General features: G+C 65.5%; 15 protein-coding genes, 1 tRNA gene and 1 pseudogene. 9 read left to right on the forward strand and 8 right to left on the reverse strand.

The window, feature by feature from the left end; translation table 11 throughout:
- Positions 1-64: 64 nt before the first annotated feature.
- A pseudogene (locus tag VUG52_RS00820) lies at positions 65-1,218 on the forward strand (AlgP family protein).
- Here the strand turns inward: VUG52_RS00820 and VUG52_RS00825 are convergent.
- Positions 1,194-1,673 (reverse strand): TIGR02444 family protein, encoded by a 480-nt coding sequence (locus VUG52_RS00825; protein ID WP_050703288.1) that lies wholly within the window; start codon positions 1,671-1,673, stop codon positions 1,194-1,196. The pseudogene VUG52_RS00820 and the gene VUG52_RS00825 overlap by 25 nt on opposite strands.
- Positions 1,674-1,723: 50 nt before the next feature.
- Between VUG52_RS00825 and VUG52_RS00830 the strand changes: the two genes are divergently transcribed.
- From VUG52_RS00830 to VUG52_RS00840, 3 genes are all read left to right on the forward strand, one after another.
- Entirely contained in the window at positions 1,724-3,634 is a 1,911-nt protein-coding gene (locus tag VUG52_RS00830) for an ATP-binding cassette domain-containing protein (protein WP_050703289.1), read from the forward strand.
- Complete coding sequence (locus VUG52_RS00835; RefSeq protein ID WP_050703290.1) at positions 3,634-4,221, forward strand: mechanosensitive ion channel family protein; 588 nt, start codon at positions 3,634-3,636, stop codon at positions 4,219-4,221. The genes VUG52_RS00830 and VUG52_RS00835 overlap by 1 nt, the downstream gene beginning before the upstream one ends.
- A 177-nt stretch (positions 4,222-4,398) precedes the next feature.
- On the forward strand, positions 4,399-5,031 hold the full coding sequence (locus VUG52_RS00840; RefSeq protein WP_050703291.1) for a LysE family transporter: 633 nt from the start codon (positions 4,399-4,401) through the stop codon (positions 5,029-5,031).
- A gap of 109 nt (positions 5,032-5,140) precedes the next feature.
- On the opposite strand, the gene VUG52_RS00845 is transcribed toward VUG52_RS00840, so the two are convergent.
- Both VUG52_RS00845 and VUG52_RS00850 read right to left on the reverse strand, forming a co-directional pair.
- On the reverse strand, positions 5,141-5,893 hold the full coding sequence (locus tag VUG52_RS00845; protein WP_050703292.1) for a slipin family protein: 753 nt from the start codon (positions 5,891-5,893) through the stop codon (positions 5,141-5,143).
- A 3-nt stretch (positions 5,894-5,896) separates the two neighbouring features.
- Positions 5,897-7,240 carry an NfeD family protein gene (locus tag VUG52_RS00850; RefSeq protein WP_050703293.1) on the reverse strand — a complete coding sequence of 448 codons (1,344 nt, stop codon included), beginning with the start codon at positions 7,238-7,240 and terminating at the stop codon, positions 5,897-5,899.
- A gap of 126 nt (positions 7,241-7,366) precedes the next feature.
- Here VUG52_RS00850 and VUG52_RS00855 point away from each other — a divergent pair, with 126 nt between their 5' ends.
- From VUG52_RS00855 to VUG52_RS00865, 3 genes are all read left to right on the forward strand, one after another.
- On the forward strand, positions 7,367-7,795 hold the full coding sequence (locus tag VUG52_RS00855) for a YbaK/EbsC family protein (RefSeq protein ID WP_331833198.1): 429 nt from the start codon (positions 7,367-7,369) through the stop codon (positions 7,793-7,795).
- A 60-nt stretch (positions 7,796-7,855) separates the two neighbouring features.
- A complete protein-coding gene (locus tag VUG52_RS00860) occupies positions 7,856-8,098 on the forward strand; it encodes a DUF2789 domain-containing protein (protein WP_050703294.1) in 243 nt (80 codons plus the stop codon).
- Between the two features lie 70 nt (positions 8,099-8,168).
- Positions 8,169-8,807: a hypothetical protein gene (locus VUG52_RS00865; protein ID WP_028688591.1), complete on the forward strand. Its 639-nt coding sequence runs from the start codon at positions 8,169-8,171 to the stop codon at positions 8,805-8,807.
- A gap of 6 nt (positions 8,808-8,813) precedes the next feature.
- Here VUG52_RS00865 and VUG52_RS00870 read toward each other — a convergent pair whose 3' ends face one another.
- Both VUG52_RS00870 and VUG52_RS00875 read right to left on the reverse strand, forming a co-directional pair.
- Positions 8,814-9,251, reverse strand: coding sequence for a CBS domain-containing protein (locus VUG52_RS00870; protein ID WP_050703295.1), 438 nt, complete (start codon positions 9,249-9,251; stop codon positions 8,814-8,816).
- 146 nt (positions 9,252-9,397) lie between these two features.
- The gene (locus tag VUG52_RS00875) at positions 9,398-11,128 is read right to left on the reverse strand and encodes a dipeptidase (RefSeq protein WP_050703296.1); all 1,731 of its coding nucleotides are present in this window, start codon (positions 11,126-11,128) and stop codon (positions 9,398-9,400) included.
- 215 nt (positions 11,129-11,343) lie between these two features.
- On the opposite strand from VUG52_RS00875, the gene VUG52_RS00880 reads away from it, so the two are divergent.
- The gene (locus VUG52_RS00880; protein ID WP_156329569.1) at positions 11,344-12,048 is read left to right on the forward strand and encodes a hypothetical protein; all 705 of its coding nucleotides are present in this window, start codon (positions 11,344-11,346) and stop codon (positions 12,046-12,048) included.
- Positions 12,049-12,265: 217 nt separating this feature from the next.
- Here VUG52_RS00880 and VUG52_RS00885 read toward each other — a convergent pair.
- The 3 genes from VUG52_RS00885 to VUG52_RS00895 all read right to left on the reverse strand — a co-directional run bounded on the left by VUG52_RS00885 (position 12,266) and on the right by VUG52_RS00895 (position 14,872).
- Positions 12,266-12,342: transfer RNA gene (locus VUG52_RS00885), tRNA-Arg, on the reverse strand.
- Positions 12,343-12,428: 86 nt separating this feature from the next.
- A complete protein-coding gene (locus VUG52_RS00890) occupies positions 12,429-13,292 on the reverse strand; it encodes an ABC transporter ATP-binding protein (RefSeq protein WP_050703298.1) in 864 nt (287 codons plus the stop codon).
- The gene (locus VUG52_RS00895; RefSeq protein ID WP_052896346.1) at positions 13,289-14,872 is read right to left on the reverse strand and encodes an ABC transporter permease; all 1,584 of its coding nucleotides are present in this window, start codon (positions 14,870-14,872) and stop codon (positions 13,289-13,291) included. The genes VUG52_RS00890 and VUG52_RS00895 overlap by 4 nt, the downstream gene beginning before the upstream one ends.
- A gap of 304 nt (positions 14,873-15,176) precedes the next feature.
- Here VUG52_RS00895 and VUG52_RS00900 point away from each other — a divergent pair, with 304 nt between their 5' ends.
- Entirely contained in the window at positions 15,177-16,217 is a 1,041-nt protein-coding gene (locus VUG52_RS00900) for an ABC transporter substrate-binding protein (RefSeq protein WP_050703299.1), read from the forward strand.
- The last annotated feature ends 22 nt before the right edge of the window (positions 16,218-16,239 follow it).

Below are 16,239 nucleotides of genomic sequence, written 5' to 3' on the forward strand. Positions count from 1 at the left end.
CCCTAGCGGCGGTAGCAGCAGAAGCATAGTATGAGCCGCACTCTCGTCAGCCAGGAGGTAAACCATGTCGGCCAAGAAGAAAGCAGTCAGTACGCCGTTGCACCTGCTCCAGCAACTTTCGGGTAGCTTGCTCGAACATTTGGAAGATGCCTGCTCCCAAGCGCTGGCGGATGCCGAGAAACTGTGTTGGCCAAGTTGGAAAAACAACGTGGCAAGGCCCAGGAGAAACTGCATAACGCTCGCCTGAAGTTGCAGGACGCCGCCAAGGCCGGTAAAGCCAAGGCTCAGGGCAAGGCGCAGAAAGTCGCCGGAGAACTTGAGGACTTGCTCGATTCGCTCAAGGATCGCCAGGCGCAAACCCGTACTTATATCCAGCAACTCAAGCGCGATGCCCAGGAAAGCCTGAAACTGGCCCAGGGTGTCGGCAAGGTACGTGAGGCGGCCGCCAAGGCCCTGGACTCGCGTACTGCGACACCGAAAGCCGCCGCGAAACCTGCTGCCAAACCAGCGGCCAAGCCGGCTGCCGCCAAGGCCCCGGCGAGGACTGCAGCCGCGAAACCTGCCGCCAAGCCAGCGGCCAAACCGGCTGCTGCCAAGGCTCCCGCGAAGACCGCTGCAGCGAAACCTGCCGCCAAGCCAGCGGCCAAGCCTGCTGCCGCCAAGGCCCCGGCGAAGACTGCCGCCGCAAAACCTGCGGCCAAGCCAGCGGCCAAGCCTGCTGCCGCCAAGGCCCCGGCGAAGACCGCCGCCGCGAAACCTGCCGCCAAGCCAGCGGCCAAGCCTGCTGCCGCCAAGGCACCGGCGAAGACTGCTGCTGCGAAGCCTGCGGCCAAACCAGCAGCCAAACCGGCTGCTGCCAAGGCCCCGGCGAAGACCGCCGCCGCGAAACCTGCTGCCAAGCCAGCAGCCAAACCGGCTGCCGCCAAGGCCCCGGTGAAGACCGCTGCCGCTAAACCTGCTGCCAAGCCAGCGGCCAAACCAGCTGCTGCCAAGGCACCGGCAAAGACCGCTGCAGCGAAACCAGCAGCCAAGCCTGCTGCCGCCAAGGCCCCGGCCAAACCAGCCGCTGCCAAAGCTCCGGCCAAGCCTGTAGCCAGCAAGCCAGCCGAAAGCAAGCCAGCCACGCCGACCGCCAGCGCCACTCCGGCGCCTGCGACCAGCGCGGCCACGCCTGCGGCAACCACCACACCGGCTCAGTCGCCGACTTCGGCGTCCTGAAGCTCACGGGCCGCGGCGCGCAGCTGATGCAGCGCGTCGTGGTCCCGGGCCTGGTCCGGCGCCAGCCGGGTCAGCCAGTCCTGCGCGGCGCCCGCCTGCGCAGGCCATCCACGCGCCAACGCCTCCAGACGCTCCAGCAAGGTGCGTTCAGCCTGTAACTCCAGCGCCTTCACCTGCTCACGCATCACGCTCAGTTGTGGGTCGGCCAGCGCCTGCTCGCGCCATTGCCGGCGTAGCGCGCGCAGCGGCGTCACCACATCGCGTTGCCAGGGGCCGGCCAGGGCCTGCAGGGCGGCGATCCGCTGTTCATCGGCGGCCACGCCGCGGGCCTGCAGCCAGGTGCCGCAGAGCAGCAGGCAGACATCGCCGCCCAGTTCCTGGAGGGCCAGGCTGGCGGCTTCGACGCCTGGCCGGGCATACAAGGCCAGGGCGTGATTCCACAGGTCGGTGTGCATGGTTTCACTCGCGCCAGTGATCGGCGAAGCTGGTAGACTCCGCGACCATCATGATCAGACTATCGAACCTCACTTTACAGCGTGGTCCCCAGCGCCTGCTAGAAGGCGCCGAGATGACCCTGCACACCGGTCACAAGGCCGGCCTGATCGGCGCCAACGGCGCCGGCAAATCCAGCCTGTTCGCCCTGCTGCGCGGTGAGCTGTCGCCCGATGCCGGCGATTGCCTGCTGCCCGGCGACTGGCGCATTGCCCACATGCGCCAGGAGGTCGACACCCTCGACCGCATCGCCGTGGACTATGTGCTCGACGGCGATGCCCGCCTGCGCAAGGTCCAGGCGGAGCTGGCCGCCGCCGAGCAGGCCCACGACGGCACCGCCCTGGCGCGCCTGCACAGTGAGCTGGACAGCGCCGACGGCTACACCGCCGATGCCCGCGCGCGCAAGCTGCTGGCCGGCCTGGGTTTCACCAACGAGCAGATGGACCGCCGCGTCGGCGACTTCTCCGGTGGCTGGCGGATGCGCCTGAACCTGGCCCAGGCACTGATGTGCCCGTCCGACCTGCTGCTGCTCGACGAGCCCACCAACCACCTGGACCTCGATGCCATCCTCTGGCTGGAAGAGTGGCTCAAGGGCTACCCGGGCACGCTGCTGCTGATCTCCCACGACCGCGACTTCCTCGATGCCGTGGTCGACCATGTGCTGCATGTCGAACAGCGCAAGCTCAATCTCTACAAGGGCGGCTACAGCGCCTTCGAGCGCACCCGCGCCGAACGCCTGGCGCAACAGCAGCAGGCCTACGAGAAGCAGCAGGCGCAGCGCGCGCACATGGAAAAGTACATCGCCCGCTTCAAGGCCCAGGCCACCAAGGCCCGCCAGGCGCAGAGCCGGATCAAGGCCCTGGAGCGCATGGAGGAGCTGTCGGCGGCCCACGTCGACTCGCCGTTCGACTTTGTCTTCCGCGAGTCGGAGAAGATCTCCAGCCCCTTGCTCGACCTGTCCGAAGGCCGCCTGGGCTATGGCGACAAGGCCATCCTCGAGAAGGTCAAGCTGCAACTGGCGCCGGGTGCGCGGATCGGCCTGCTCGGTCCCAACGGTGCGGGCAAGTCGACCCTGATCAAGAACCTCGCCGGCGAGCTGCAGCCGTTGTCCGGGCGCCTGGTGCGTGGCGAGAACCTCGCCGTCGGCTACTTCGCCCAGCACCAGCTCGACTCGCTGGACGACAAGGCCAGCCCGCTGCTGCACCTGCAGCGCATCGCCCCAGGTGAGCGCGAGCAGACCCTGCGCGACTTCCTCGGCGGCTTCGACTTCCACGGCAACCGTGTCGACGAACCGGTGGTGAATTTCTCCGGTGGCGAAAAGGCACGCCTGGCCCTGGCGCTGATCGCCTGGGAGCGGCCGAACCTGCTGCTGCTCGACGAACCGACCAACCACCTGGACCTTGAGATGCGCCTGGCGCTGACCATGGCCCTGCAGGAGTTCGCCGGTGCCGTGGTGGTGGTGTCCCACGACCGTCACCTGCTCAAGAGCACCACCAACGACTTCCTGCTGGTGGCCGATGGCAAGGTCGACACCTTCGACGGCGACCTGGACGACTACAGCCGCTGGCTGGTCGAGTATCGCCAGCGCAACGCGCCGGTGAGCAGCACGCCCGCGAACCCGGACAAGACCGACAAGAAGGCCCAGCGCCAGGCCGCCGCGGCCCTGCGCCAGCAGTTGGCGCCGCACAAGAAGGCAGCCGACAAGCTGGAGAGCGAACTCAACCAGGTGCACCAGCAACTGGCCGAGATCGAAACGGCGTTGGGCGACAGTGGTCTGTACGAGGGCTCGCGCAAGGATGAGCTGCGCGACTTGCTGGCCCGCCAGACCAAGCTCAAGCAACGCGAAGGCGAGCTTGAGGAAGCCTGGATGGAAGCCCTGGAAACGCTGGAAAGCATGCAGGCCGAGCTCGAGGCGCTGTCCTGATGGAGGAGTTGCGTTCGCTGCTGCCGGGACAGTGGATGGACACGTTCTGGCTGGGGCTGCAGATCCTGCTGATCCTGATCGCCGCGTTCGTCCTGCAGCGCATGGTCGCCCGCGGCCTGCGCAGCCTGGGCGAACGCTACCCGTTGCCGCACGAGCTGATGGTGCCGGTGCGCGGTGCCCTGCGCTGGCTGATCATGGGCAGCGCGTTGCTGTTCGTGCTCGAGCGCATGGGGGTGTCCGCCACGGTGCTGTGGACGGCATTGTCGGGCTTCGTCGCGGTGGCGGCGGTGGCGTTCTTCGCCATCTGGAGCGTGCTGTCCAACCTGCTGTGCGCGGTGCTGATCTTCACCGTCGGACCGTTTCGCATTGGCGATGTGGTCGAGCTGGTCGATACCCTCGACAAGCCGGGGGTGAAAGGCCGGGTGATCGCCATCAACCTGCTGTACACCACGCTGATGGAAACGCCGGAGGCGGGCGGGGCACTGGTGCAGGTGCCGAACAGCCAGTTCTTCCAGAAGGCGGTGCGGCGTTGGCGTGGTACCGAGGCTTCAGTGGCCTTGCAAGAGGCACCTGTCGAGAGCGACTGACAGGGCGCTGCTCATTGTAATCGCGGGGCAAGCCCGCTCCCACGCCCTGGTCCTTTTGGATGGCTGGCGTGGGAGCGGGCTTGCCCCGCGATCGTTTCAAGCAGAAAAACCACTGGTTATTTTTTCGCCAACACCTTAGCTTAGCGGTTTGCAAAAGCTGTTCGAGCGAGGTGTGCGATGTCGATGGAAACGTGGTTGGCCTTCTTTGCCGCGTGCTGGGTGATCAGCCTGTCGCCGGGTGCCGGGGCAATCGCCTCGATGTCCAGTGGTCTGCAGTACGGTTTCTGGCGTGGATACTGGAACGCCCTGGGCCTGCAACTGGGCCTGATCGTGCAGATCGCCATCATCGCCGCCGGTGTTGGCGCCATCCTCGCCGCGTCGGCCACCGCCTTCCAGGTCATCAAGTGGTTCGGCGTCGCCTACCTTGTCTACCTCGCCTACAAGCAATGGCAAGCCCTGCCGATGGACATGAGCGACGAGTCCGGCGTGCGACCGATCGGCAAGCCGCTGAGCCTGGTGTTCCGTGGTTTCCTGGTCAACGTCAGCAACCCCAAGGCGCTGGTGTTCATGCTGGCGGTGCTGCCGCAGTTCATCAACCCGCACGAGGCGTTGCTGCCCCAGTACCTGGCGATCACCGTGACCATGATCAGCGTCGACCTGCTGGTGATGGCGGGCTACACCGGGCTGGCTTCGCGGGTGCTGCGCCTGTTGCGCACGCCGAAGCAGCAGAAGCGACTGAACCGTACCTTTGCCGGGTTGTTCATCGGTGCGGCGACGTTCCTTGCCACTCTGCGCCGGGCGCCGCTCTGATAAATTGCGTGAAGCCATTCGCGGGTAAACCCGCTCCCACAGGCATACCACTCCTCTCGAGGACAGTGGCGTACCTGTGGGAGCGGGTTTACCCGCGAATGCTGCACCGCTATCGCTGCTTGTCCACCAACCCCTTGAGCAGATCCACCGGCAACGGAAACACGATGGTCGAGCTCTTGTCCCCGGCAATCGACCCCAGCGTCTGCATGTAGCGCAGCTGCATCGCCCCCGGCTCCTTGCCTAGCATCTGCGCCGCCTGCATCAGTTTCTCCGACGCCTGCAGCTCGCCTTCGGCATGGATCACCTTGGCCCGTCGTTCGCGCTCGGCCTCGGCCTGGCGGGCGATGGCGCGGACCATCGACTCGTTGAGGTCGACGTGCTTGATCTCGACGTTGGCCACCTTGATGCCCCAGGCGTCGGTCTGCGCGTCCAGCACCTCGCGGATGTCCGAATTCAGCTGTTCGCGCTCGGCCAGGAGTTCGTCCAGCTCGTGCTTGCCGAGCACGGCGCGCAGGGTGGTCTGGGCCAGCTGGCTGGTGGCGGTGAGGAAGTCTTCGACCTGAATGATCGCCTTCTGTGGGTCGAGCACGCGAAAGTACAGCACCGCGTTGACCTTGACCGAGACGTTGTCGCGGGTGATCACGTCCTGGGGCGGCACGTCGAGCACCACGGTGCGCAGATCGACCCTGACCATCTGCTGGATGCCGGGAATCAGTATGATCAGCCCCGGGCCCTTGACCTGCCAGAAGCGCCCAAGCTGGAACACCACGCCTCGCTCGTACTCGCGCAGGATGCGCAGGGCCGACAGCAGCAGTATGCCCAGCAGCACCAGCCCGGCGCTGAATCCGAATTGCATGAACATCGTCTACTCTCCTTGCGCCGTGGGCGCAGTGGCGCTGACCTCCAGCGTCACGCCATGACGGGCCGTTACCCGCACGTGCTGGCCCGGCTGCAGCGGTGTCGCGCACTGCGCCTGCCACTGTTCGCCCTGGGCTTGTACCGAGCCGCAGAACGGGTTGTCCGCGCGCACCTGGGTCACCGTCACCAGGCTGCCCACCAGCCCGGCATCGCCGCTGACCAGGGCGCGCCGGCGCGCCTTCAGCGCCATGCCCAGCACGCCGCCGAGCAACAGCGCCGACAGCACCGCCAGGCTGACGATCAGCGTCAGCGGAATGCCAAAGCCAGGGGCGTCGGTGTCCATCAGGATCACCGCGCCGACCACGAAGGCGACGATGCCGCCGAAGCCGATCACCCCGAAACTGGGCAGGAACGCCTCGGCGACCATGAACGCCACCCCGAGCAGGATCAACGCCACCCCGGCGTGGCTCACCGGCAGCAATTGCAGGGCGTACAGCGCCAGCAGCAGGCAGATGCCGCCGACCACGCCGCCGACCCCGGAGCCTGGGTTCATGAATTCGAACAGCAGGCCGTACACGCCGATCATGATCAGGATCAGCGCCACGCTGGGGTTGGTGATCACCGCCAGCAGGCGAGTGCGCCAGTCCGGCAGGTGCTCCACCACATTGACGCCGGCGGTCTGCAGGGGCAGGGCCTGGCCGGCGACGGTCAGCGTCCGGCCATCGAGCTGGCGCAGCAGGTCGGGCAGGTCAGCGGCAACCAGGTCGATCACCTTCAGTCGTTGCGCTTCGCTGGCGGACAGGCTGACCGCCTCGCGCACGGCCTTTTCCGCCCAGTCGGCGTTGCGCCCGCGCAATTGCGCCAGGCCGCGGATGTAGGCTGCGGCATCGTTGACCTGTTTGCGGGCGAGGGTGTCCTGCTCGCTGTTCGCGGCGGGCTTTTCCTCCGTGCCGGGGACACCGATCTGTACCGGCGTCGCCGCGCCCAGGTTGGTCCCTGGGGCCATGGCCGCCACGTGGCTGGCATAGAGGATGTAGGTGCCGGCGCTGGCCGCCCTGGCACCGCCCGGGGCGACGTAGGTGGCCACCGGCACCGTGCTTGCGAGGATGGCCTTGATGATCTGGCGCATGGCGCTGTCGAGCCCGCCGGGGGTGTCGAGACGGATCACCACCAGTTGCGCGCCTTGCGCCTGCGCCTGGTCCAGCCCGCGCAACAGGTAGTCGGCACTGGCCGGGCCGATGGCGTCGTCGACGCTCAGCAGCCACACATTGGCGCCGGGCGCGGCCAAGCCGCCCGGAGCGAAGCCCAGGATCAGCAACAACAGCAGCATGCGCCAGCGTCGGGCGATCACCTGTCGTCACCTCATGCGGACCTGTCCTTGAAGTTTAGCCGTGGCTGCCGGTCCACGGCCTAAACTTGAGGGTGGGGGCAAAACCGGAGGTGCATCATGCGTATGGCCAAGACCCTTTAGCAGCGCCTGGACCAGGCCAACTGCGACTACGACATCATTCCCCATCCCCATTCGGCCACCAGCCTGGAGTCGGCGCGCACGGCCGGCGTACCCGCTGAGCGGGTCGCCAAGTCGGTGATGCTCGATGACCGCCATGGCAACTACATCATGGCCGTGCTGCCGGCCAACCGGCACCTGGACATGACCGAGGTGCGCATGACCGGCGCCTGGCAGTTGACCCGCGAAAGCAACCTGCCGAGCCTGTTCGGCGATTGCGAGCGCGGCGCCATCCCGGCCCTGGGCGACGCCTACAACATTCCCATGCTGCTCGACCGGACCCTTACCCGCCAGGGTGATGTCTATCTCGAGGCAGGTGACCACGATCACCTTATCCACATGAGCATGGAGCAATACTTGAAACTGGTGCCGCACGCCGAAGTGCGCGAACTGAGCTGATGCTCGCAACCCACGCCGGGCTGGCGTCGTGGACGACCAACCCGGCCATAGGAGTGAATCATGGAAGCGCCGATCCACAAGTTTTCCGAACTGTTCAAGCAACTGGGCCTGCCGGACGATGCCAAGAGCATCGACCAGTTCATTACCAGTCATTCGCCGTTGAAGAACGAAATCAAGTTGGTGGATGCACCGTTCTGGACCAAGGCCCAAAAAGACTTCCTGGAGGAAAGCATCAAAGAGGACGCCGATTGGGCGGTACCCTTCGACCAACTCAACGAAGCGCTGCGCCGTCCCCGCCAATAAAGCGCCGAGCGGCACCTGATGGGCGATCGGGCCGTTGCTATGCTCAGGTAAAACAAGAGGGGATGGCGCAATGAAAGATCCCTACGCACCAGGTTTCTGGTGCACCGTGACGATCCTGGGCACCCTGACCGCCGGCTACTTCTACGGTATCCGGCACACCCACACGATGAACCAGGCCGTGCAGTTTCTCTATGCCGCCGCCGCCGTGACCGCAGCGGTGGCGTTGTGCGGCCTGGCGTGGATCGCCTGGCAGCAGCTGCACCTGAACAGGCGCGAAGTCGCCCAGGGACGAACGTTGCTGACCATCTGGAACACCAAGGTCGCCCTGCGCCGGGTCGAGACGGTGTTCGACCGTTATTTCTGGGGCAGCTACTGGCACTCCGGGCGTACCTTCGAGGAGGTGATGGGCGAGCTCAAGGGCACGCCGCTGGAGCAGAGCCTGGACGCGCTCAAGCGCCAGTGCCGGGAACTCGACCGGGAAGTGCATGACCACCACCATCACTGGCTGGCCAATGCCCGCGACCTGTCCAGCGTGGCCACGGCCATGGCCCGCGAGCGCTACCAGTTGGACCTGTGCGACGCGCCGGCCCGTGACGGCGGCAACACCGCCGTGCTCAACAGGGATCTGGAAGTGCTGGTGTACACCTGGTCGGCGCGCCTGCGCAGCTTCGACCATCAGCTGGACGAGCTGGAACGCGCCTATCACTGAGCAGGGTCATTCACCGCGGATGTACTGCTCCAGCTGCAGGATCAGGTTGGCCTGTTCGGCGATGGTTTCCTTGACCAGGTCGCCGATCGACAGCAGCCCGAGCAGCTTGCCTTCGTGTACCACCGGCAGGTGGCGCAGATGGCGGTTGGTCATCAGGTTCATGCAGTACTCGAGGTTCTGCTTGGGCTCAACCGTGACCACCGGAGAACTCATGATGTCGCGTACCGGCGTGGCCGCCGAGGAGCGACCCTTGAGCACCAGCTTGCGGGCGTAGTCGCGTTCGCTGACGATTCCCACCACCTGGTCGTTCTCCACCACCGGCAGTGCACCGACGTTCTTCTCCGCCAGCAGCCTCAAGGCATCCAGCACCGAGTCGTCAGGGTTGATGGTGTAGACGGTGTGGTGCTGGGACTTGGCTTTGAGGATTTGTTCGACGTTCTTCATACGGGCCTCTGTGGGTGGAAACGCGACGTGTCGGAGTAAATAAAGCATCCGGCACGGCGCTCTGCACGGCAATGCAGGAAACGGCATCGAGGTGATTGAAAAACGTCATTGCGGCAAGGGGCCGCAACGCGGCCCCAAGTGGGTCATCAGAGCTTCGGCATCTGCCCGATCCGCGCCACCATCTCGCTGACGATCTGCAGGTCGAGCATGAACTGCTCCACGGTCTTGAACTCGTTGTCGTTGTGCCCGGTGTACTTCACGTCCGGCATGGCCAGGCCGAACTGCACGCCGTTGGGCAGGTCGTGCACCGAGGTGGCGCCGGCGGAGGTGCCGTACTCGTGCTTCATGCCCAGGTTCTCGCTGGCCACGGCCAGCAGGGCTTTGACCCATTCGCCTTCAGGGTTGCGGTACATCGGCGCGTCGAGGGTGTAGTCGAAGGCCACCTGGGTCTTGCTCTTGGCCTTCCAGCCGTCGAGCTTGCGGGCGATCTCGCCCTTCAGGGTGTCGAGCGACTTGCCCTTGGGAATGCGCAGGTTCACCGCCAGCTTCAGCGCCTTGTCATCCAGGCCGACGAAGGTCAGCGAGGTGGTCAGCGGGCCCATGAAGTCGTCCTTGAAGCCGACGCCGAGCTTGTTGCCCAGGTAGTCCAAGCCCCAGTTGTCGGCGGCGTAGCGGGCGGCGTCGGTGATGTGGTTGTGCTTGAGCGGCACGTCCTTGCCCAGGCCGTTGAGGAAGTCGAGCATGCGTGCCACCGGGTTGACCCCGGACTCGGGCTCGGAGGAGTGCGCCGAGACGCCGGTCACGGTGAGCAGCACCTGCTTGCCGTCGACCTTGGCGTCGATGCTGAAGTCGCCGCCATGGCGTTTGACGTAGGCCGCGCCGGCCTTGTTCAGCGCCTTGGCCAGGTCGGCCGGCTTGTCGCCGGTCAATGTCGCCACCGAGCTGCCGGGGATCTGGTTGGTGGCCAGGCCGCCGGTGAGGTTGATCACCTCGGCGCCTTTGCCGTCACCGGCACGCTTGGCGAAGGTGGCCATGACGGTGCCATAGCCCTTCTCGGCGATCACCACCGGGTAGCCGCCGTCCAGCGCCAGGTTGTAGTCGGGGGTGGCGTTGCGTTCGAAGTAGTAAGGGATGGCGTCGCCGGTGGTTTCTTCGGTGGTGTCCACCAGCAGCTTGAACTGGCGGGCCAGCGGCAGCTTCTCGTCCTTGGCCACCTTCAGCGCGTACAGCGCGACGACGATGCCGTTCTTGTCGTCCTCGGTGCCGCGGCCATACATGCGGTCGCCCACCAGGGTGACCTTGAACGGGTCGAGCTTGGTGCCGTCCTTGAGCTTCCAGTTTTCCGGAGTGACCGGTACCACGTCGGCGTGGGCGTGGATGCCGATCACTTCCTTGCCTTCACCGAGGGTGATCTCGTAGACGCGGTTGTCGATGTTGCGGAACGTCAGGCCGAAGCCCTCGGCCAGGGCCTTGATCTTGTCGGCGATCTTGAGAAATTCCGGGTTCTCGTGCTGCGCCACGCCCTCTTTGCGATAGGTCGGGATCTCCACCAGCTCGCGCAGGGTTTCCTTGGCGGCCTTGCCGTACTTGATGCGGGTGTACAGGCCCAGCAGGCGGTTGATCTCGTCCTGCTGCTCGGCGCTCAGCGGCTTGCCGGCCAGGTACAGCTTGAGGGTGTCGTCCAGCTTGTCGGCCTTGGCCAGGTCGCTGCCGGCCAGCTTGCCGAGGAACTGCTTGAAGTCGGCCGGGTCGCTGCCATCGTAGGCCTTGATGATGGCGGCGGACTGCTGCTGGGAGAGGTTGGCCTGGGCCGGGATCGAGAACATGGCCACGCTGGCCAGCAGGAGCGATGCGGCGGATAGCTTGGTAAATGGCATGGGGGTGCGCATTCCTTTGCAAGGGGTGGAGGGTGACCGTTTACGCAAACGGAAGATGCTCAAGCTATCACCAATGCGCGGCTGCGTGTGAGAGGTGGCATTGTGAGGTCATGGCGAATTTGGTGGTGGCCTTATAGTGGCCTTTTGTTTCCGGCATCAAGCCTATATGGTGGGCGGCCCCGGAAATGTGCAGGCGTATGGAAATGACGACTAGAATGCTGTTTTTGCTGTGTTGTGCCTTGGTCTGTGCCGGATGCGTTAATGATCCGAATGCCCGGGATTCCACTGTCGTGAAGACGGCTACCGATGGCATTCGTTGCCCCCCACCTCCGGCGGATGTCATGCAAACGGCTACCAAGGCGGATGGTTCCTTCGACTTCAAGCTGAATGAGGTGCGTAAGGTCGCCCTGGAAGCGGGGGCGGGTATCGAGAGGAAGTACGAGAAGATCCGAGAGATCGACCCTCAGCTTCAAACGGTCGAGACTGTCCACTATCGCCTGTGCATCGAGTACTCGAATGGGACCTTCACCAAGGAGGAGTACAAAAAGGCAATCCAGGCACTGCCCCTGTTCGGTTCACCTGCGCGAGGAACACCTGGCGATGACAAGGCACAGAACAAGCAGAGCATGGTGTTTCCCGCGAGGTCGGCGCTCGCTCCCGGCGGCACACGCACCGAGCCTTCTCTTGGCCTGACGATCATCCTCAAGTCGATGGGCGATATATGTGCCTTGCCTTGCCAGGTTAAGTCGAAGGCCACCTTGGATGTCACGACTTCATCCTTTCGTATGCCGAACTACGACGTTCAGCCAGGCTCGACGATCACCTTTACCCATGAGAACGAAACGTTCCTGCTGACCATTGAGCAGATCAAGTACTCGCCCTTCTATGTCGTGCTGGGGATCGACAGGATCAAGATCTGAGCGAGGAGCGCTTGCCTGGGCCGGTCAGTGCGTCGGTTTGCTGTGTGCATGGATAGGGTGCCGGAAGCGTCGCCCGGCAGGCCGTCCGAGACGGTGGGCAACCCTGTACCGATTAACAAGGGGCATGAGAGGTGGCCATGCACCCGCGTAGAGGGTTCTTCACGCGGGTGGGGGGCTGAAACAAAAAAGCCCAGGAGCGTTCCGGGGCTTTGGTGTATGGCGCACTCGGCGGGATTCGAACCCACGACCCCTGCCTTCGGAGGGCAGTACTCTATCCAGCTGAGCTACGAGTGCAACGGGCCGCATGATACCCATCTGTGTCGGTGGCGTCCATGACCTTGATCTGCGGAGTTTTTTCCCGGGGGGACAGCGGGTGCCGGTCACAGTGCGATCAGCTCCGGCCGCAGCCCCTCCACCCGCTGTCCCGCAGGCTTGAGATACCCGCCATCCCCGGTGATCTGGTGCAAGACCTTTTCGCGCAAGCCATGCAATGCCACGCCGGTGCGCTGGCGCGGGTGCGGCAGTTCGATTTCCACCACCGCCTTGATCCGCCCCGGCCTCGGCTCCAGCACCACCACCCGATCGGCCAGGTAGGTGGCTTCCTCGGCATCGTGGGTGACCAGCAGGATGGTGATGCCCGAGCGTTCGCGAATCGCCAGCAGTTCGTCCTGCAACTGTTGGCGGGTCAGCGCGTCGAGGGCGCCGAAGGGTTCGTCCAGCAGCAGGATCCGTGGGCTGGCCACCAGGCCACGGGCGATGGCCACGCGCTGGGCCATGCCGCCGGACAGCTGGTGCGGATAGGCCGATTCGAAGCCGACCAGGCCCACCAGTTGCACGTACTCGTGCACGCGCCGGGCGCGCTCGCCCTGGGTGAGCGTCTCGTTGACCAGCCCCAGGCCGATGTTCTGCGCCACCGTCAGCCATGGGAACAGGCGGTGCTCCTGGAACACGATGCCGCGTTCGCCGCCGATGCCGTCGAGCGGCTGGCCGTCGACCCGGATCGTGCCGCTGTAGTCGGTGTCCAGCCCCACCAGCAGACGCAGCAGGGTGGACTTGCCGCAGCCGGAGGAGCCGACGATGGCGATGAACTCGCCTTCGTTGATCGACAGGTCGAAGTCGCGGATCGCCTCGAAGGGCTGGCCGTCGACGCTGAAGGTCTTGCCGACCCCCTCGAAACTGACCAGCGGCGGCGTGGCGTCGGGTTGGTTGGCCGCGTGCAGGGCCGGGGTGATGAAGGCATTCATGCGGATCTCCAGCGCGTGGCGCGCGATTCGAGGCGTTGGCCGAGGTGGCCGAGCAGGGCGCCGACCAGGCCGATCAGGACCATGGCGGCCATCACCTGGTCCATGCGGAACAATTGCTGGGCGCCGATCATCTGGCTGGCGATGCCACCGTCCGAGGGCATGAAGTACTCGGCGCCGATGGTGCCAAGCCAGGCGTAGATCAGTGCCAGGCGCAACCCGGCGAAGATTGCCGGGGCGGCGCCGGGCAGCACCAGCAGACGCAGCCGGTGCGGCAGGTCCAGGCGCAGGGCCTGGGCGGCTTCGCCCAGCTGTGGCGGAAGGCTGGCGATGCCGCGCTGGGTGGCGATCAGCAGCGGGAAGAACGCCGCCAGCGCGACGAACACTAGCTTGGCGCCCTCGCCCAGGCCGAACCAGGCGGTCAGCAGCGGCACCCAGGCGAACAGCGCTACCTGACGCAGCGCCGACAGGCTCGGGCCGAGCAGCCGCTCGGCGTTGGCTGACAGGCCCAGCAGCAGGCCCAGCACAAAGCCCGCGCCACCGCCTAGCAGCAGCCCGGCCAGGGTGCGTTGCAGGCTCAGGCGCAGGGCCTCGGGGAGTGATCCGTCGAGCAGGCCTGCGTACAGGCTGCGCAGCACATCCAGCGGCGAGGTGAGGATGTTGGCGTCGACCCAGCCAAGGCTGTTGGCGGCCTGCCACAGCAGCAACAGCCCCGCAGGCAGCAGCAGGCTTTGCCAGCCGCGTGGCACCTGGCCGCGCAGCTGTTCGCCCGTGGCCGGTTGCGGCCAGTGCAACAGGCCGCGCTCCAGGCGCGTGAAGCCGCGATCCATCAGCGCGCCGACCAGGCCGATCACCAGGATGCAGAGGAACACCAGGTCGAGCATGAACAGTTGCCGCCCCCAGACCATCAGGTAGCCGATGCCTTCGCTGGAGGCCAGCAGCTCCACGGCCAGCAGCGAGGTCCAGCCAGTGGCCAGGGCCAGTCGCACACCGGCGAGAAACGCCGACAGCGCGGCGGGCAGCAGCAGGCGCAGGAACAGCAGGTGAGGGGGCAGGCGCAGGACGGCGGCGGCTTCACGCAGCTTGGGCTGGGCGTCGCGCACGCCGACCAGGGTATGCAGCGTGACCGGCACCACCACGGCCTTGACCAGCACCACCAGCTTGAGCAGCTCGCCGATGCCGAAGAACAGCATGAACAGCGGGATCCAGGCCAGGGTCGGGATCTGCGCCAGGGCGACGAAGGTGGGCAGCACCAGGGTCTGCGCCCGTCGCGATCCGCCCAGCCAGGTCCCCAGCAGCAACCCGCTGCCAATCCCCGCCAATAGCCCCCAGATCAGCCGTTGCAAACTTATCCACAGATGTCCCCAGAGCTCGCCGGAGCCATACTCCAGCGCACTCTGCCAGACCAGCGATGGCGCAGGCAGGATCTGCTCGCTCATCCAGTGTTCACGGCTGGCGATAATCCATAACGCCGCCACCACCAGCGGCACGACCCACGGTATGTAGGAGCGGCCTTGCGCCGCGAAAGGGCCGCGTCGCGGCCCCCATCGACGGCGCTGGCCTACGCTCAAGACTTCGCTCATCAAGGCACCTCTCAAACAAACCATTCCTTGTTTATTCGTTTATGGAATTAAAAAGTTCTCACAAGCGATATTCAAGAGATAAGAGCATGCGGCTGTTGCATGCGAAACCCCCGAGGCATTGCGTTTTCCTCATATTTTCCATGCGTGCTCTGCAAGCCGCCCGGCGCCCCGCATGGCGCCTGGGTTATGTCTTCTGGTTACTAAAAAATGAAGTTTTGATCTTTGTAGGTTCTAACCGGACCTGCCTAGCTTCTGGCCCATAGCGCCGGCCATCGCCGGTGGCAGCCTGCCAAGGAGCCTTGCCATGAAAACCGCCTTCCGCCATCTGCTCAGCCCGTTGCTCGCCGCCGTGTTGAGTGCCGTGCCCGTGGCAGCCCATGCCGCCCAGCCGGATGTGATCCGTATCGCCGTGCCCGACCTCAGCGCTGGCAGCAAGCCCAGCGCCGGCGGCGTGGTGGATGTGCTGCGCGACCAGCAACTGCTGGAGAAAGAGTTTGCCAAGGACGGCATCCGTATCGACTGGCGCTTCTTCAAGGGCGCCGGCCCCGTGGTCAACGAAGCCCTGGCCAACGGCCAGGCGGACTTCGCCTACCTGGGCGACCTGGCCGCGATCATCGGCAAGGCCAACGGCCTCGACACCCGCGTGCTGTCGGCCGGGGTGCGTGGGGTGAAGAGCTACCTCGGCGTGGTGCCGGGCTCGGGTATCCACAGCCTGCAGGACCTCAAGGGCAAGCGCGTGGCGGTGTTCCGCGGCACCGCCAACCAGCTGTCGTTCGCCAGCGCCCTGGCCAGCCAGGGGCTGTCCGAACGTGAGCTGAGAGTCATCAACCTCGATTTCAACGCGGCGAACGCCGCCCTGGCCGCCAAGCAGATCGACGCCACCTGGGGCCTGTCCAACCTGCTGTCGCTGCGCGAGCGTGGGCTGGTCGAGCTGCCGGTCAACTCCCGGGACCTGAAAGGCGCCGGCAGCACCCAGGCGGTGCTGCTGGGTACCGGCGAGTTCATCCGCCAGCACCCCGACCTGGTGCAGCGGGTGGTCAACGCCCAGGAGCAGGCGGTGAAGTGGCTGCGCGACGAACGCAACCGCGAGGCCTATGTGGACCTGGTGGCGAACACCGCCAACTGGCCGAAGGCGATCCTGCGCGACGACCTGGCCGAGGAGAACCTCGCCGACTACTTCGACCCACGCCTGGATGCCGGTTTCGTCGGCCTGCTGCAACAGGGCGTGGACCTGGCCGTCAAGGAGCGCCTGATCCGCCGTGGCTTCCAGGTGGCCGACTGGATCGAACCGCGTTTCATCGATGCCGCCCAGCGCCAGGACCAGGCCGTTCAGGCCGCCCGCTGATCCGACAACAACCGTGAGGAGC

This window comes from Pseudomonas sp. LH21 (assembly GCF_036549575.1).
GTDB lineage: Bacteria > Pseudomonadota > Gammaproteobacteria > Pseudomonadales > Pseudomonadaceae > Aquipseudomonas > Aquipseudomonas peradeniyensis.